The following is a 17798-nucleotide window of genomic DNA, read 5'->3' as shown; positions in this document are numbered from 1 at the left end:
GGTCGAGATAAAGCTTACTTGTAGACCAGCGGAGCCGGTTCCGGCTCGTAGGCGACGGGTGTCGCGCAGCCGCCGAAGACGTAGCGAGCGCCAAGGCGTGCTTCGTGGCTGTAGAAGCCCTTGTCGCGGCCCGGACCACCATTCGAGGCGTAACCGAACATGTCGCCGCCGTCGACATAGCGGAAGCGGTAGCCGACATCGGCCTTGACGTTGCAGGTCACGTCGATGGTCGCGCCAGCCATCAGGGCACCGGTCGCGCGCCACGAGCCCTTGCCGCCGTGTTCAACCGAATCATCGCACAGCGCCGGGTTTCCGGTGGCGCAGGACGTGTTGCGCAGCTTGTCCCATTTCACGTAGGTCGCACCGATACCGGCGCCGACATAGGGCGTGAAATACGCATAGGTGCCGAGGTCGACATAGACGTTGGCGAGAAGGCTATACGCCCTCATCGAGGCGCGATCCTTGGAAATGCAGTCCGTCGCCACGCCGCAACTGCCGCTTGTCGACCCCTCGAAGTCGCTCTTCGTCAGGTAATCGAATGTCACGTCCGAGCGCAGGTAGTTGTTGATCTGGTAACCGACACCACCGCCGAACGTGAAGCTGTCGTCGATGTCAGTCGACCGGAAATCCGTTTCGCTTTCCGAGCTGCCACCCTGAAAGAACTTGGCGCCGCGCAGCTTGTTGAAGGAATAACCGACGTCGCCGCGCAGGTACCACCCGGTCGACTCCTGAACGGTCACTTCCGGTGCATCCTGAAAGGCTTCCGGCTGCGGCTGATAGACATCCGCGGAATAGGCAACGGTGGTCGTCAGCAAGAACGCCATCGTGGCTGCTAGGCACTTCTTCATGGCTCATCTCCAAGCTTGTCGCGTCAATGGCAGGCACGACGCCCGGCCACCTCTTTGACAATGAAGAATGAAGAAAAAAGGTTAAATGCTGATTAACTACAACCCCAGCAAGGTTATATTCGTGAAGATTTGCGGTTAACAGCACACTGCTCTTAACGACATGTTCACATTATATAAGTGAATTCTAAAAAATTATCGGCGAATTTTTCGTGAATGACGCCCTCGCCTGCCGCCCACTCGCGTCGGTCAGCCTTCCCGGTCCGCTTTGGCTTTGCGTTTCAGCTCGGCCACGGATCGAAGATGGTCGGCGAGCGCAGTCCTCAGTTTTTCCTGCTCATGCCTTGCGACAAGTTTGACCGCTGCCCTGCGGACAGCTTCGATTTTCACGTGCTGCATCTCTTCCATCCCGTCCTTGCGGGAAAGAGAACGCACCATCTCGAAGTTCGATCCCTAAAAAATCAGGGGTAACTTCTTGGCGAGCCGAGACATTATCGGCGAACCGATCTGCTGCTTCGGAGTTGTCCGTTTTGCATAGGAAAGGGTCAGGTTTTGACACAACTGAATACCGATACTGGGAAATCATTGGCGGTCCACGCCGACGTGCCGCGACCGATCGCCGAACATGGTGCGGTCGGCAATCTGAGAACCCTGGCGCTGGTTGCGCGCGATGGTGCGATCGATTTTCTCTGCTGGCCGGATCTGGACAGTCCCAGCATCTTCGCCGCACTCCTCGATCCGGAAAAGGGCGGCGCGTTCGAGCTTTCGCCTGACATCGACGATGCCCGTCGTCTGCAGATGTATATCCCCGAGACCAACGTCCTCCTCACCCGCTGGCTCGGACAGCACCAGAGCGCCGAAGTGGTCGATCTGATGCCGGTGCCGAAAACCGAGGACGGGGTGGAGAACCTGATCCGCCGGGTTGAAGTCACCCGCGGCGAGATGACGTTTTCGCTGAGTTGCTGGCCGCGCTTCGACTATGCGCGCAAGGTGCCCGAGGTCACGGTCGACGGCGGCGTGTCAACGTTCCGCTGCGGTGATTTCACCCTTCGCCTCTCGGGCCCGGTGACCTTCGAAAAGGAAGACGGCGGTGTCAGCGCCGCGTTTTCATTGAAAGCCGGAGAGACGGCCGACTTTGTTCTGGACGGAAACGACGGCGACGTCTGGGACAAGGACGCTGTCAGCGCTGCAATCGCGGACGCCATAGAATACTGGCAGGGCTGGGCAAAACGCTCGACCTATACCGGTCGCTGGCGCTCCTCCATCACCCGCTCGGCACTGGCGCTCAAGCTTTTGACCTCGCAAAAGAACGGTTCCATCGCCGCAGCGGGCACATTCGGTTTGCCCGAAGCTCCGGGCGGCCCGCGAAACTGGGATTACCGTGCGACCTGGATCCGGGATGCCTCCTTCACGATCTACGCGCTGATGCGCCTTGGCTATCAGGACGAAGCGAACGCATTTTCCCATTGGCTCGTCGACAGGACGGACCGGTCGCCAGGTGGGGAAATACAGATCATGTACAATCTCGATGGCAGTCGCGTCGACACCGAACAGGAACTCGACCACCTCTCGGGCTATGGTGGCGCCAAACCCATCCGCGTCGGCAACAACGCAGCTGAACAGATCCAGCTGGACATCTACGGCGAGCTTCTCGATTCGGTCTATATCAGCAACAAATACGGCGAGGCGATCTCCCACGACAACTGGAATGCTGTCCGGCGCATCGTCGACCACGTCTGCGACATCTGGCAGGACGCCGATGCCGGCATATGGGAAATCCGCAGCGAGCCGCAGGAACATCTGCATTCCCGGCTTATGTGCTGGGTCGCGGTGGATCGTGCCATCCGGCTCGCGCAAAAGCGGTCGCTAACAGCTCCGTTCGGACGCTGGGTCGAGGCACGCAATGCCATCAGCGACGACATCTGGGCAAACTTCTGGAATGCCGATCTCGGGCACTTCGTTCATGCCAAGGGCGGCAGTGATCTCGACGCGTCCATGCTGATGATGCCGCTCGTGCGCTTCATCAGTGCCACCGACCCGGCCTGGCTGGCGACGCTCGATGCAATCGGCAACGAACTTGCCGATGATGCGCTCGTCATGCGCTACAAGCGCAAGGACGGCCTGGACGGCGATGAAGGCTTCTTCGCCGCCTGTTCATTCTGGTATGTGGAATGCCTCGCTCGCGCCGGTCGTCTGGCCGAAGCCGAGATCAACATGGAAAAGCTGCTTCTGTTCGGCAATCACCTGCAGCTCTATGCGGAAGAATTCGATCCGCGCGGTGAGTTCCTCGGCAATTTCCCGCAGGCCTTTACCCACCTCGCCCTGATCAGCGCCGCCTTCTACCTCGACGGCGCACTGGACGGCAAATTCAGGCAGTGGCGGCCGTAACCAGCGAACGGCCACAAGGTCGTGGCCCATCCCTCTCCCGTCATAGCCGGGAGAGGCTAGATCCGAACGATCCGTCAGGCCGCTTCCGGTCTGGCGTTGGCAATCACCGTGACGAGATCGCCGACGATGCGCTCCACCTGGGCCCGGTCGTCGCCTTCAGCCATGACACGGATCAGCGGCTCGGTGCCCGATGGGCGGATGACGAGTCGGCCCTTGGTGGCAAGCTCGGCTTCCGCATCCGCGATCGCCTGCCGCACAACGGCGTTTTCCAGCGGCTTGCCACCGGCGAAGCGTACGTTTTTCAACAGCTGCGGCACCGGCTCAAACCGGCGGCAGACTTCGCTCACCGGGCGATCGAGCCGCTTTACGCGGGCAAGGATCTGCAAGGCTGCGACAAGACCGTCACCGGTGGTGCCGAAATCCGACAGCACGATATGACCGGACTGTTCGCCACCCACGTTGAAATCGTGATTGCGCATGTGCTCGACCACATACCGGTCGCCGACCTTGGTGCGAGCAAGCGTCAGGCCCTTGGTCTCCATGAAGCGCTCGAGCCCGAGATTGGACATGACGGTCGCGACAATGCCGCCACCGGTCAGCTTGTCGTCTTCCGCCCAGCTTTCGCCGATGACCGCCATCAGCTGGTCGCCGTCGATGATATCGCCATTCTCGTCGACGATGATGACACGGTCCGCGTCGCCATCCAGCGCAATGCCGATATCGGACCGCGTCTCGTGGACCTTGCGCTGCAGCGCCGCCGGGCTGGTTGAGCCGCAATCGAGATTGATGTTGGTGCCGTTCGGCTCGTTGCCGATGGTGACCACTTCGGCGCCGAGTTCCCACAGAGCCAGAGGCGCGACCTTGTAGGCGGCACCATTGGCGCAATCGATCGCGACCCGAAGACCGTGCAGCGTCACGTCGCGCGGGAGCGTGCGCTTGGCCTGTTCGATATAACGGTAGATATCGCCCTCGACGCGCTTGGCGCGACCGATATCGGCCGATTTTGCCAGCTGCGAATGGAGGTCGCTGTCGAGCAGATCCTCGATCCGCATTTCCAGCTCATCGGAAAGCTTGTAGCCGTCGGGGCCGAACAGCTTGATGCCGTTATCCTCGAACGGGTTGTGTGAAGCGGAAATCATCACGCCGACATCCGCACGCAGCGAGCGCGTCAGCATGGCAACGGCGGGCGTCGGGATCGGGCCAAGCAAAAACACGTCGAGGCCGGCTGCGGTAAAGCCCGCGACCATGGCATTTTCCAGCATGTAGCCGGAAAGACGGGTATCCTTGCCGATCACCACGCGGTGGCGGTGCGTTCCGTTGCGAAAAATCGTTCCGACGGCAATACCGACGCGCATCGCAAGATCTGGCGTCATCGGATAGACGTTGGAATGCCCGCGGATGCCATCAGTCCCAAAATAGCGGCGTGTCATGTAAGCTCCCTGGTACACGCGCTCTCAAAAGCGCGGTCTTCGCCCGGTTATGTCTGTATGTGCAACATGCCCGAGCGGATCGGCGGCATTGCCGTCCAAGATCGGCTCATGCCACAGTTCATCTGCGTTGGCACCTAAATTACCGTCAAAATCGCTTATATCCCGTTACCGAACCAGTCCTGCTAAGGTCGATAAGCAAAAGCCGCCGCGGATGTTTCCGCAGCGGCTTTAATATGTTTGATGCAGTAGAGATCAGTGCGGCTGCGGTTCAAGACCGCCTTCGGGCGCATCGCCCTTCGGCTCGTCCTTCTTTGCACCGGCGCTCGGCACAGCCGAACCACGGCTTGGCGTCGAATCGTCGCCAAGGTCACGCGACGGCTTCTGGCCGAGAATCAGCGCTCTGATTTCGTCACCTGAAAGGGTTTCGTACTCGAGAAGGCCCTCAGCGATGGCCACGAACTGATCGTGGTATTCAGTCAGGATGTGGCGCGCTTCCGTATAGGCTTCGTCGATCAGACGGCGCACTTCGCTGTCGATCTTCTGGGCCGTCGATTCCGACACATTCTTCGACTGCGAAACCGAATGTCCGAGGAAGACTTCCTGCTGATTTTCACCATACGCGACCTGACCGAGGATGTCGGAGAAGCCCCACTGGGTGACCATGGCACGCGCAAGCTTGGTCGCCTGCTCGATGTCAGAGGAAGCACCGGACGTGATGTTTTCCTTGCCGAATGTCAGTTCTTCGGCAACGCGGCCACCCATCATGATGGTCAGGCGTGACACCATCCACTTGTAGCTCATCGAATAGCGGTCGCCTTCCGGCAACTGCATGACCATGCCGAGCGCACGGCCGCGCGGAATGATGGTCGCCTTGTGGAGCGGATCGGCAACGGCCACCTTGAGGGCGGTGATCGCATGACCGGCTTCGTGATAGGCGGTAAGCTTCTTTTCGGCTTCGGTCATGGCGGACGAGCGACGCTCGGCACCCATCATGATCTTGTCCTTGGCGTCTTCGAATTCCTGCATGGTGACAAGGCGCTTGTTACGGCGGGCTGCCATCAGGGCAGATTCGTTGACGAGGTTCATGAGGTCGGCACCGGAAAAACCGGGCGTACCACGGGCAAGAACCTTGAGATCCACATTGGGAGCGAGAGGCACGTTGCGCGCATGCACCTTGAGGATGCGTTCACGACCAACGATGTCAGGGTTCGGGACGACGACCTGACGGTCGAAACGGCCTGGACGCAGAAGTGCCGGATCGAGAACGTCCGGACGGTTGGTTGCGGCGATGAGGATGATACCCTCGTTCGCCTCAAAGCCGTCCATCTCGACCAGAAGCTGGTTTAGCGTCTGCTCGCGTTCGTCGTTACCACCGCCGAGGCCTGCGCCACGGTGACGGCCGACGGCGTCGATTTCGTCGATGAAGATGATGCAGGGCGCATTCTTCTTGGCCTGCTCGAACATGTCGCGCACACGGGATGCACCGACACCGACGAACATTTCGACGAAGTCCGAACCGGAGATCGTGAAGAACGGCACGTTGGCTTCACCTGCGACCGAACGGGCGAGCAGCGTCTTACCGGTACCCGGAGGGCCGACAAGCAGCACACCGCGCGGGATACGACCGCCGAGGCGCTGGAACTTTTGCGGATCGCGCAGGAATTCGACGATTTCCTCGAGGTCGGCCTTGGCTTCGTCGACGCCGGCAACGTCCTCAAACGTGACGCGACCATGCGCTTCGGTCAGAAGCTTCGCCTTCGACTTGCCGAAGCCCATCGCACCGCGTGAGCCACCCTGCATCTGACGCATGAAGAACAGCCAGACACCGAGGATCAGCAGCATCGGCAACAGCGTGCCGATATAGCTCAGGAAGCCAGACGATCCGTCTGTCTCGGGGCGAGCCATGATCGAGACGTTCTTCGACTGAAGACGCTCCATCAGGCTGTCATCGATGACCGGGGAGTATGTCTGGAAATTGGTGCCGTTCTCGGTATAGGTGCCGAGGACACGATTGCCGGTCACGACGACGTCGCGAACGCGGCCGGAATCCACGTCACGTAGGAACTGCGAATACGGAATTTCGCGCGAGGACGTCTGCGACGGCGCCGTCTGGAACATGCTGAACAAAGCGATCAGCAGCAGGGCTATAATGGCCCAGAGGGCAAAATTGCGAAAATTTGGGTTCATCGAACTCCCCAGTATGCCAACGGTCACATCATGGCGACCGCCCTTCTTGGAACCTAACATAGGGTTGAGCTTTGGCATTGCCAAGGCGAACCGGCACGGACGCCTAGCTTTTCCGCTGCGAAAGCTTAACCGGAAGCGGGGGTATATCGTCGCATCCGACCAAATCGGCGAACTGGGCTGCAATCTCGAGCTCGAACTGCGACAGGAAGCGTTCGAACGTCCCCAGGACCGGGTGCATGTCAATCGCGTGCAGCAGGCCAGTTTCGAGTGTTTGCACCTGTGGCATTGCCGCCATGGCCCGCATCGCGACCGACCCGGGCGCATTCGGGAAAAGCGAGCCCGCCAGCGTGCGATCGGGAATGGTCGGCCCGATCACGATTTCGCTATTGGTTGGGTTGTGGACGCGGTATCGGCCATCGCAGACCTTCACCGCCCCCGCCGCGATGCGAACAGGGTTCAGATTGCGGCTTTCCCGGTAAAGATACAGCCCATCCCGACGCAGATCGAGGATGACCCGCCCTCCAGACATTCGGCCGAGGTGCCGGCCATCCAGAAATGCCGCGACCCGTGTCATCGTCTCGGTCGAAGGAACGTGTTCCCGTCCGCCCAGGAGCGCGATGAGATGTCCGAGCAGATGGTCCCGAGCCAGTGGATCGCCGCCCAATGCTTCGACCGGAAGATAAGCCAGAACCCCATGGCTGATGGTCAGCTGCTCGCGGGCCAGTTCCGCCGCATGGCGGGACAGACGCGTTCGCGAAGCGCCGGCCGCAGCGATCTCGTCCATCGTCACCGTTTCGATGCCCGTCAGAGCATTTCGAGTTCTGACCCTCTCGTAATGGCTGTCGAGGTTGCTCGGGTCGTCGATCCAGCCCTCGCCTCCCGCTGCAAGAAAATCCCGGATCGCTGAGCGACGCACAGACAGAAACGGTCGCAGCAGCCAGCGCCGTCTGTCGAGCAGGACTGCACCTGCCATGCCCGCCAGACCCAGCTTGCCCTTCGTGCCGTTGCGCACTGCGCGCATCGCCACCGTTTCGATCTGGTCGTCCAGCGTATGGCCCGTGAGGATGGCGGTGGCTGCGATCTCATCAGCGATCTCCATCAGCAGCCGGTAGCGAGCTTCTCGTGCAGCAGCCGGAATGCCGGTCGTTGGTTTGTCGCCGTCCCAGCGGCGGATCGTGTGGGGAATGCCCTTGCGTGCGCAAAGAGATGCCACCGCGCCGGCCTCCGCGCCTGATTCGGCTCGCAGCGCATGATCGATCGTGGCAGCGGCAAGTTCGATCCCGCCTTCCGGGTCAGTGGCCAGCGCCTCCTGAAGCGCGAGCAGAAGCCCGGTCGAATCACTGCCGCCGGAGATCCCCACAAGCAGTTTCGCCGGCCTTGAAAGACCGGCGAGAAATTCACGAACCGCTGACTGCGGGGATGGATCCGGGGTGGTCACCGCCGCAGGATCAGCAGGACAGCCGCTTCTGCTCGGTCGTCACCTTGCCGAGCACGGCGCGCTGCGCATTTGGATAGCGCTTGGGTACCTCGCGAAGCGTCGCGCAGGCCGTATCCTTGTTGTCGAGAGCCGCAAGCGACATGCCGAGCTTCAGCAGCATTTCCGGCGCCTTGGCGGACTTGCCGTAGGTCTGGTGCGCGTTGAGAAAGGTCTTTGCCGCATCGGCATATTTCGCCTGCGAGAACTGCGCTTCGCCGAGCCAGAAATTGGCGTCTGCGGCCCTTGAGCTCTTCGGGTAGCTGGCGAGGTAGCTGGAGAATTCTTTCTCGGCGAGCGGGTAGTCGCCGGAAAGAACATGGTCATAGGCGATCTTGTAGCTGTCGCCCTCACTGCCAAGCGAGGCCGTCTGCTGCGGATCCTGCGACCCACCGCTGCGCGACGAGCCGGAAGCAACACCGGGAAGACCGGCCGAATTGCGGGCATTGTCGTTGCGGGACGCACCGACAGTATTTCCGCTCGTGTCGAGATTCATCGATCCAAGCGTTGTTGGCGCTGGTGCGGCGCGGTTGCCTGTGGTCGCGGATGGGCTGGATGGCTCACCGATGATGCGAGCCACGTCGTCGGCGCCTTGCGCGGCAGGTGGGGAGGGTTCGCCGGAGGAAGCCGAAGACGAAGGGCGGTTGGACGCCACGGCCGGTTGCCCGCCCGTGTCGCCCAAGTCGCTTCTCTTCTTCTTTTCCAGGTCCTGGAAACGGAATTCGTTATCTTCCTGCGTTTTGCGCAGTTGTTCCTGCATCTGCAGGAGCTGATAACTCATTTCCTCGATACGGCCGTTAAGCTGCCGTACCTCTTCCTGAAGCTGCTGCGTCCGGACGGCATCGCCGCCCTGCGCGAGGATCACAGGCCGTTGTTCGGCCTGCGGCTGTTGCGGAACGCTTTGCTCGCCCTGGAAGAGTTTCGGAAATGAGAAGGCCCCAGCAGGGCCCGCCATCGCCGCCAGCCCCAGCATCGCTGCCAAGACAATTTTCTTCATGTCGTCCGTCCTGCTTCCCGCGCTTCGGCCCTCAAGCCGGAATGGCTTTCGGAAAGAACGAAGCGCAACCTATGTTCTACAACGCGCTGTGCGCATCGGAAACCCGGTGCGCGGCGCTGTAGCTTGCGCCGGATTGGCGCAATACGGATTTTTCTGAACTGCCGTCAAAAAGCAACCAAGTCGACGTTCAAAATCAAGGGAAACGGGGCCAAACTAAGGAAAAACAAAAAAGGTGGCGCGAAGGCCACCTTTTCTCACCAAAATGTCATGTGTGAAACGGAGACTGGCCCCGCCCCTCACCGGCATTACATGCCAGCGCCACCGAGAACGGTAACCGCGCGGCGGTTCTGCGACCAGCAGGAGATGTCGTCGCAAACTGCGACCGGACGTTCCTTGCCGAAGGAGATGGTCTTGATGCGGTTGGCAGGAATGCCGCGCGAAGCAAGATATTCCTTGGTGGACGAAGCGCGACGGGCGCCGAGTGCCAGGTTGTATTCGCGTGTACCGCGTTCGTCGGCATGGCCTTCGACGGTGATCGCGTAGTTCGGGTAACGCTGCAGCCACTGAGCCTGACGATCGAGCGTCTGCTGGGCATCTGCACGGATCGAGGTCGAGTCCGTATCGAAGAAGATCCGGTCGCCGACATTGACCGTGAAGTCCTGGCTCGAGCCAGGTGTTGCCGAGCCGCCGGCACCACCGCCGTTGAGGCCAAGGTCACCCGCGTTGTTCGGAAGGTTCTTCTTGTTGGCGCAGCCTGCGAGAGCGAGGGCCAGCGTCAGAGCGATGACGGCCGGGTTGCGAGCGAGGGTCTGCATACGGCTCATCGCCGGGGTATGAATGCGGCTCATGGCCGTTCTCTCCTTGATCATTTAATTTAAGAGTTGCCGAACTCTAACGGATTTAGGTTAACCATGATCAAACGCTTATGGTTAACGAATTCCTTCCGGTGCCCTATTTTTCAGTCGTTCGCTGCCGGTTGGAACGCAAGCGCGGCAGATCTGCCGCGCCTCAAACGTGCCTCCTATTCAAGAAGCGGCGACCAGGCCGGGTCGGACCCGAATGCCGGTGTCTTGACCATCTGCTCGTTATAGCCGCTGAGATCGATCGAATACAACTGCGGACCACCGGCGCCGGCGTTCTGGCGGAAGAACATCAGAACACGACCGTTCGGTGCCCAGGTCGGACCCTCGTTATGGAAGCCCGATGTCAGAATGCGCTCGCCAGAACCGTCCGGACGCATGACGCCGATCGAGAACTTTCCGCCCGACTGCTTGGTGAACGCGATCAGATCGCCACGCGGCGACCAGACCGGCGTCGAATAGGAACCATCGCCGAACGAGACGCGGCTCTGGCCCGAACCGTCGGCCCCCATCACGTAGATCTGCTGGCGGCCGCCACGGTCGCTTTCGAACGTGATGCGGGCACCGTCAGGCGAATAGGACGGCGCGGTATCGATCGCAGCCGTCGACGTCAGGCGCGTTGTCGTGCGCGAACGCAGGTCCATCGTGTAGATATTGGCGTTGCCTTCCTGCTGAAGGCTCATGATCACCTTCTGACCGTCAGGCGAGAAGCGCGGCGAGAACGTCATGCCGGGGAAATTGCCCACCACTTCGCGCTGTCCGGTTTCCAGCTGCAGCAGGTAGACCCGCGGCTGGTTGCCCTCGAACGACATGTAGGTGACTTCCTGGCGGCTTGGCGAAAAGCGCGGCGTCAGCACGAGATCCTTGGTGCCGGTCAGCATGCGGACGTTGAAACCGTCCTGGTCCATGATTGCCAACTGACGCTGACGGGCAGTCTTCGGACCGCTTTCGGATACGAACACGACGCGGGTGTCAAAGTAGCCCTGCTCGCCGGTGATCTGCTTGTAGATCGCGTCGGCGATGATGTGCGCCAGACGACGCCAGTTTTCCGGCTGAGTAAAGAACTGCTGGCCGGTCATCTGCTGGCCGGCAAACGTATCCCAGAGACGGAATTCGGCGCGCAGACGACCGTCGCCTTCACGGCTGACACGGCCGACGACCAGCGCCTGGGCGTTGATCGCCTTCCAGTCTTCGAAACGCGGCGCGCGGCCCGGATCGGTGATCTTTTCGATGAACGCCTGCTTGTTCACAGGCGCGAACAATCCCGAACGCTGAAGATCGGCGGCGATAACCTGCGAAATCTGCGGTCCAAGCTCGTTGTTGGACAGGAAATCGGTAATCGCGATCGGCAGCGGCTCGACATTGCCCTTGTTGATGTTGATCTCGACCACCGCGTTTGCGGGGTTGGAGATCGCGGCGGCACCGGCGGACGCCATCATGAGCCCGAGGAAGGAACGTCTGATCATGGTTTGGCCTTTCAAAGCATATCAAGATCGCTGGGGCTGAAGTTCACGATGACTTCGCTCCACGCATCGTATTTGTCTGCCGGCAGGTTCTTGAACGGCGACGAACGCAAGACAGCGCGGCGCGCGCTGGATTCGAGCGTCCGGCGGGCCGTATCTGAACCGCCGCTTGAGGAAACTTCGGGTTCGCCGACGATCATGCCCGACTGGTCGAGCCGCATATGGACGCGGATCACCACGCCTTCTGCACCTTCGATGCCGGCGATATAGGACCAGTTCTTGCCAATCTGGCCGCGCAGTGCGTCCATTTCGCTGACGCTGAGCTTCGAACCGGTGGATGCCTTCGTGCTGCCCGTGGAAGCAGGCGACGTCGAACGCTTCGCACCGCCGCCGGACGCGTCCTGCTTGTTGAGGAGCGCTGCGATCTGGTCGGCATTGAAGTCGCTGGCCTTGGAAGACGAGGACTTGGCGGTCTCCTGCTTCTTGCCTTCCTTCTTGTCGGTCGGCTTGGAAGCTTCCGTCGCCTTGGTATCCGCCTTGGCGGTTTCGGTCGGCTTCGGCGGGTCAGGCTTTTTCTCGACCGGCTTTTCGACGGGCTTTGCCTGCTCCTTCGGCGGTTCCTGCTTCGGCTTGGCGGCCGGCAGCGGAACGCTGTCTGGAAGCGGCGCTTCCTCGGTCTTGGCTTCGGTCGGAGTTGGGGTCGGTGGCGGTGTCTCGGCCTTGGGCGGCGTCGGCTCGGGCTTTGGCGGGGTCGGCTCCGGCTTCGGCTGCGGCAGCGCTGCCACTTCCTGAGGCTTCGGTGCCGTCTCTTCCTTGACGATATCCTTGACCTGGTTGTCCTCGTCCGTCGGGGTCGGCGTCGGGCGCTCCACCGGCTTTGGCGCGGCGGCGGCTTCGGTCTTCAGGGGCTTCTTGGCCGGTGTCGGCGGGGACTTCAGGTCGATGTCGCTCTCGCCGGCATTCTCGGCGTTTTCGACGACCTTCTGGTTCTTGGTTTCCTTCACCGAAGGCTTTTCGGTGAGAGGCGCCTTCTTGTCACCCTGCTGCATCTGGGTGATCGATTCCACCGGGACGATGTCGACCGGCAGCGCCTCGACGTCGGCGACGTTGAGCTGCATCGGTGAACTCAGCGAGACAAGCGCCCAGCCGAGAAGCACCGAATGGAGAACCAGCGATGTGCCGATACTACCCTTCATGGCGTGGGATCACTGCTCCTGTTCCTGAAGGGTAACGAGGCCGAGGTTCTTGTAACCGGCAGACGAAATGCGGGCCATGACCTTCATCACCACGCCATAGGCAGCGGCAGTGTCGCCACGCACATAGATGCGCTCGTTATAGCCGGTCGTGGCGATTGCCTGCAGCTTCGGCAGGATCTCGTCGATCGTGATCGGGGTTTCCTGCAGGAAGATCTGCCCTTCCGGATTGACCGAAACGGTGATCGGCTGCGTATCGGAATTCATCGCCTTGGCCTGGGTTTCAGGCAGGTCGATCGGCACGCCGACAGTCATCATCGGTGCGGCGACCATGAAGATGATGAGAAGCACGAGCATGACGTCGACAAGCGGCGTGACGTTGATTTCGCTGATCGCGCCGCTACGGCTGCGCCCACCGCGACGTCCGCGACGACCGCCTCCCGATTTTGCTCCTCCGGCCGACATGCCCATGGTGCTTACTCCTGGCGTTGTGCCTGATTACTGAGCGGCCTGGCGTGGCTGCAGCTTCTCGTCGATCTGGCGCGAAAGGATGGCCGAGAACTCGTCGGCAAAGCCTTCCATCCGCGATGAAAGCTTGCCAGCCTCGCCCATGAAACGGTTGTAGGCGATAACTGCCGGGATAGCGGCAACAAGGCCGATGGCGGTTGCCAAGAGCGCTTCGGCGATACCCGGTGCAACGACCGCAAGGTTGGTGGACTTCGATCCGGCGATCGCCTGGAAGGAGGTCATGATACCGATGACGGTACCGAACAGACCGATGAACGGACCGGCCGAACCGATGGTTGCGAGCGACCCGAGACGTGCCTCGTAGGCCTCGCCTTCACGCGACATCGTCACGTCCATGGCGCGGTCGATACGCATCTGGAGACCGATCGGCGAACGGGCGCCGCGCTCAAAGCTTTTCTTCCATTCGCGCATGGCAGCGACGAAGATGGCGGCAAGGCCCGTGTTCTGGCGCTCGCCGAGCGTGCGGTAGAGTTCTTCGAGCGACTGACCCGACCAGAACACCTGTTCGAACTGATCGAACTGGCGCCGCGCCTTTGCAAAGCTCATATATTTGTCGATGACGATCGCCCAGGTCCAGACCGAGGCACCCATCAGCCCGATCATCACCATCTTGACGATCAGTCCGGCCTGCATGAACAGCGCCCAAAGGCTCACGTCATGCGTCGCAGCTTCCAGAGCTACCTGTTCCATCTGTCTTCAATCCCCGAATCCAAACGCCCGGCATTTCACAACCGGGCGGGTTCCAAAGCGCGCTCTCGCGAGAATGTTTCTGTCCGCCGAGATCGCCGCCTAACGCCCAAGATGTCCTGAGTTTTCAGCTTGGCTTCTCGCCTTCAAATTTGGTCAAAGGAAGGCGTGCGTTGCACAAATTCCTCACGGGTTAGTAAGACTACATTATCGTTAATAATGTGTTACGGCCGCAAGCTTGATCAGCGCTTTGGCTCTATTGTCTGAAGCTCAGATCGGCGCTGTTAGAAACTTCTCCGCGATCGCCTCCGGCAGTCGTCGTGGACGGCCGTATCTGTTGATGACGGCGATGACCACCTTCGCCGCAATCAGCAGCGTTTCGCCGCGGCGGATTTCCTGGGTGAGAACCATCTTGGCGCCACCCGCCTTTTCGGTGATCGTCTGGATCGTCAGTATATCGTCCATCCGGGCCGGTTGCTTGAAATCGATCTCCATGCGGTGCACGACGAAGACCAGCCCCTCCTCATCCGCCGACAGAAGCGCACCCTGCTCGCAGCCGAGGCAACGCAGATAATCGGTTCGGCCGCGCTCGAGAAAGTGCAGGTAGCGGGCGTGATAGACGAGGCCGGAGAAGTCCGTGTCCTCGTAATAGACCCGCTGGACGAGGCTGTGACCGCCCTCGATCAGTTCTCCGGATAACAAAAAATTCTGCTCTGTCATAAGCTTGCCTTGAAATTCCATCTTCATCCCCTGGATAAAGGCGGAATACCGATCCACTTTCGGTGTCCTGTCATACTTCCCGCCCGCATAAAATAGGGCACCCGCGAACGGAGAGAACATTCATGAAGATTGCAGTCCTTGGCGGCGATGGTTTCGTCGGCTGGCCGACATCGCTTCACCTGTCCGATGCCGGCCACGAGGTGCATATTCTCGATAACCTGTCGCGCCGCTGGATCGATACGGAACTCGGTGTTCAGTCGCTGACGCCGATGGACAGCATTCAGGAACGGACCCGCATCTGGCACGCCGAGACCGGCCGCCGCATCCACTTTCACCTGATCGACCTTGCCAAGGATTACGAGCTTCTGAAGGGTTGGCTGGCGGCGAACCGTCCAGACGCCATCATCCACTTCGCCGAACAGCGGGCAGCCCCCTATTCGATGAAGAGCGACCGCCACAAGAACTACACTGTCAACAACAACGTCAACGCCACGCACAATCTGTTGAACGCCATGGTCGAGCTCGACCTCGACGCGCATCTCATCCACCTGGGCACAATGGGTGTCTATGGCTACTCGACCGTCGGTGCGGCGATCCCGGAAGGCTACCTTCCTGTTGGCATCGAGACGATGGATGGGCGCACGGTTAGCCAGGAGATCCTCTATCCAAGCAATCCCGGCTCGATCTACCACATGACGAAATGCCTCGATCAGCAGCTGTTTGCGTTCTACGCGAAGAACGACGGCCTGCGGATCACCGATCTCCACCAGGGCATCGTCTGGGGAACCCACACGGAGCAGACCCGCCGCCACGAGCAGCTGATCAACCGGTTCGATTACGACGGCGATTACGGCACGGTTCTCAACCGCTTCCTGATCCAGTCGGCGATCGGCTATCCGCTGACCGTCCACGGAACCGGCGGGCAGACCCGGGCCTTCATCCACATCCAGGATTCGGTACGCTGCATCGAAATCGCGCTCAACACACCGCCCGCCCGCAACAACCGCGTCGAGATCTTTAACCAGATGACGGAAACCCACCGGGTGCGCGATCTGGCCGAAATGATCTCCAAGATGAGTGGCGCCCAGATTGCCTGGCTGCCCAACCCGCGCAAGGAAGCCCCTGAAAACGATCTCGTCGTGAAGAACGACAAGTTCCTGAGCCTCGGCCTGCAGCCGACCACGCTCGGCGAAGGACTGCTCGCCGAGATCGTTGATGTCGCGAAGAAATATGCCTACCGCGTCGATCGCAGCCGTGTCCCCGCCGTTTCCGCCTGGACGCGCGATATCGCCGCCAAAGTGGAGCACGATCCGGAAGGCATGCGGCTGAAATCCGTCTCGTGATGGCGCAATGAAAAACGCCTTCGTCACCCTCGTCACCAATTCCGATTACGCGATGGGCGCGACAGCGCTGGCCCGGTCAATCAGCTTGACCGGGACCACGGCTGATATCGTCGTGCTGCATACCGCTGCGGTCTCAGCTTCCGACCTTGTGCCCCTCGAAGCCTTGGGCTGCCGACTGGTGGAAGTCGCCCACCTTCCCCTGTCCGACGGGTTCAACGAACGCCACGCCCGAAAAAACCTGCATGGGGCGGCGCCCTTTACCAAAGGCAACAAGCCGGAGTTCCACACGCCGCTCGACAACTTCTGCAAGCTGCGCCTGTGGCAACTGACCGACTACGACACAACAGTTTTCATCGATGCCGACGCGCTGGTGCTGAAGAACATCGACAAGCTGTTCGCCTATCCGGAGTTTTCCGCGGCACCGAACGTCTACGAGAGCATGGCCGACTTCCATCGGATGAACTCCGGCGTGTTTGTGGCCACGCCATCGCTGGAGACCTTCGACGGTATGATGGCGGCGCTGGACGTTCCCGACGCCTTCTGGCGGCGCACCGACCAGACGTTTCTGGAACACTTCTTTCCGGACTGGCACGGCCTGCCGGTGACCATGAACATGCTGCAATATGTGTGGTTCGCAATGCCCGATCTCTGGAACTGGGAAAGCATCGGCATCCTCCACTACCAGTATGAAAAGCCCTGGGAGAAGGATCACCCGAAGGCGCAGCAGTTGAGACCTCTGATCGATCTTTGGTGGGACTTCTACGAAGGGCGCCTGCCCGACATCACCGCTCTGCCCAATCCAGCGCGCCTCGCATGAAAGTCCTCGTCTCGGGCGGGACCGGGCTCGTTGGCCGCTATATCGTCGAAGCGCTGCTGGACGCCAGCTACTCGGTCACCGTCGGCGGCCGGACACGGCCGCAATCCGACCTGTTCTCGAAACCCGTCGAATTCGTCCCCCTCTCGCTCGATCCCGATCTCGACCAGAGTGATGTCTTCACCGGCGTCAATCTCTTCGTCCACGCCGCCTTCGACCACGTCGCGGGGAAATACCGGGGCGGCGAAGGCGACGATCCCACGCGGTTTGCCCGCATGAACCTCAATGGCACGATCAAACTGTTCGAGACTGCCAAACGAGCCAGTCTCCGTCGCGCCGTCCTCATCTCCAGCCGCGCCGTCTATGACGGCCTGTCTGACGGGTTGCCGCTGACCGAAGACACGGATCTTTCACCGACAAGTCTCTACGGCGAAATCAAGCATAAAGGCGAATTGGCAATCGCCGGACTTTGCGACCCGGACTTTTCGGCCGCAAGCCTGCGGTTGACTGGTGTCTACGGAGATCTGAGACCCAACAAATGGGATCAGATGTTTGAAACCTACCGTTCCGGCGGCGTCATCGAACCGCGTGCGGGAACGGAAGTACACGGCAGCGATGTCGGCTCCGCCGTTCGTCTGATGCTGGAAGCCGAAGCCTCCAGGATCGCCGGCGAAAGTTTCAACGTGTCAGGCATACTCACCGATCGAAGCGAGATCCTCAGTCACGTCGACAATGGCCGCCGCTTGCCCGAGAAGGCTGATCTGTCGCGAGTGCGCGTCATGCCGACGGCAAAGATCGAGGCGCTTGGCTGGAGGGGCGGTGGCAAACCGTTGCTTGCACAAACAATCCGCCGCCTCGCCTCCTCCTGA

The 17798-nt window shown here is 60.6% G+C and carries 16 protein-coding genes; 4 read left to right on the top strand and 12 right to left on the bottom strand.

All coding sequences use genetic code 11. The annotated features are described in order from the left end of the window. Window positions 1-14: 14 nt before the first annotated feature. A complete protein-coding gene (locus tag ACQY1L_RS02500; RefSeq protein WP_174196167.1) occupies window positions 15-848 on the bottom strand; it encodes an outer membrane protein in 834 nt (277 codons plus the stop codon). Window positions 849-1094: 246 nt separating this feature from the next. After that, window positions 1095-1244: a hypothetical protein gene (locus tag ACQY1L_RS02495; RefSeq protein ID WP_162728259.1), complete on the bottom strand. Its 150-nt coding sequence runs from the start codon at window positions 1242-1244 to the stop codon at window positions 1095-1097. A 153-nt stretch (window positions 1245-1397) separates the two neighbouring features. Between ACQY1L_RS02495 and ACQY1L_RS02490 the strand changes: the two genes are divergently transcribed. Next, window positions 1398-3233, top strand: a complete 1836-nt coding sequence (locus ACQY1L_RS02490) for a glycoside hydrolase family 15 protein (protein ID WP_430242495.1) — start codon at window positions 1398-1400, stop codon at window positions 3231-3233. 74 nt (window positions 3234-3307) lie between these two features. Here ACQY1L_RS02490 and glmM read toward each other — a convergent pair whose 3' ends face one another. From glmM to ybgC, 10 genes are all read right to left on the bottom strand, one after another. Then, window positions 3308-4663, bottom strand: coding sequence for a phosphoglucosamine mutase (glmM, locus tag ACQY1L_RS02485; protein ID WP_062460737.1), 1356 nt, complete (start codon window positions 4661-4663; stop codon window positions 3308-3310). A gap of 252 nt (window positions 4664-4915) precedes the next feature. Then, the gene (gene ftsH / locus ACQY1L_RS02480; RefSeq protein WP_062461836.1) at window positions 4916-6850 is read right to left on the bottom strand and encodes an ATP-dependent zinc metalloprotease FtsH; all 1935 of its coding nucleotides are present in this window, start codon (window positions 6848-6850) and stop codon (window positions 4916-4918) included. Window positions 6851-6953: 103 nt separating this feature from the next. Continuing rightward, window positions 6954-8288, bottom strand: a complete 1335-nt coding sequence (gene tilS / locus ACQY1L_RS02475; RefSeq protein WP_430261944.1) for a tRNA lysidine(34) synthetase TilS — start codon at window positions 8286-8288, stop codon at window positions 6954-6956. A 10-nt stretch (window positions 8289-8298) separates the two neighbouring features. Further along, a complete protein-coding gene (ybgF, locus tag ACQY1L_RS02470) occupies window positions 8299-9321 on the bottom strand; it encodes a tol-pal system protein YbgF (RefSeq protein ID WP_062582428.1) in 1023 nt (340 codons plus the stop codon). Between the two features lie 305 nt (window positions 9322-9626). Beyond that, complete coding sequence (pal, locus tag ACQY1L_RS02465; RefSeq protein WP_062460745.1) at window positions 9627-10169, bottom strand: peptidoglycan-associated lipoprotein Pal; 543 nt, start codon at window positions 10167-10169, stop codon at window positions 9627-9629. Window positions 10170-10342: 173 nt separating this feature from the next. Then, window positions 10343-11647: a Tol-Pal system beta propeller repeat protein TolB gene (gene tolB, locus ACQY1L_RS02460; RefSeq protein ID WP_062460748.1), complete on the bottom strand. Its 1305-nt coding sequence runs from the start codon at window positions 11645-11647 to the stop codon at window positions 10343-10345. Window positions 11648-11658: 11 nt separating this feature from the next. Beyond that, window positions 11659-12840 (bottom strand): hypothetical protein, encoded by a 1182-nt coding sequence (locus ACQY1L_RS02455; protein ID WP_430242486.1) that lies wholly within the window; start codon window positions 12838-12840, stop codon window positions 11659-11661. A gap of 9 nt (window positions 12841-12849) precedes the next feature. After that, window positions 12850-13308 (bottom strand): protein TolR, encoded by a 459-nt coding sequence (gene tolR / locus ACQY1L_RS02450; protein WP_062460755.1) that lies wholly within the window; start codon window positions 13306-13308, stop codon window positions 12850-12852. 27 nt (window positions 13309-13335) lie between these two features. Next, the gene (gene tolQ, locus ACQY1L_RS02445; RefSeq protein ID WP_062460759.1) at window positions 13336-14055 is read right to left on the bottom strand and encodes a protein TolQ; all 720 of its coding nucleotides are present in this window, start codon (window positions 14053-14055) and stop codon (window positions 13336-13338) included. Between the two features lie 267 nt (window positions 14056-14322). Next, entirely contained in the window at window positions 14323-14772 is a 450-nt protein-coding gene (gene ybgC, locus ACQY1L_RS02440) for a tol-pal system-associated acyl-CoA thioesterase (protein WP_062461839.1), read from the bottom strand. Window positions 14773-14894: 122 nt separating this feature from the next. On the opposite strand from ybgC, the gene ACQY1L_RS02435 reads away from it, so the two are divergent. From ACQY1L_RS02435 to ACQY1L_RS02425, 3 genes are read left to right on the top strand one after another with little or no spacing between them, the layout of a single operon-like run. After that, window positions 14895-16115 (top strand): NAD-dependent epimerase/dehydratase family protein, encoded by a 1221-nt coding sequence (locus ACQY1L_RS02435; protein WP_113165977.1) that lies wholly within the window; start codon window positions 14895-14897, stop codon window positions 16113-16115. Between the two features lie 7 nt (window positions 16116-16122). After that, entirely contained in the window at window positions 16123-16932 is an 810-nt protein-coding gene (locus ACQY1L_RS02430; protein ID WP_430242483.1) for a glycosyltransferase, read from the top strand. Further along, a complete protein-coding gene (locus ACQY1L_RS02425) occupies window positions 16929-17798 on the top strand; it encodes an NAD-dependent epimerase/dehydratase family protein (RefSeq protein ID WP_430242481.1) in 870 nt (289 codons plus the stop codon). The genes ACQY1L_RS02430 and ACQY1L_RS02425 overlap by 4 nt, the downstream gene beginning before the upstream one ends.

The organism is Neorhizobium sp. DAR64862/K0K3 (assembly GCF_050500185.1).
In the GTDB taxonomy this organism is placed as follows: Bacteria; Pseudomonadota; Alphaproteobacteria; order Rhizobiales; family Rhizobiaceae; genus Neorhizobium; species Neorhizobium soli.
The sequence above is the reverse complement of the archived record's forward strand: the minus strand, read 5'-3'. Positions and strand labels throughout refer to the sequence as shown.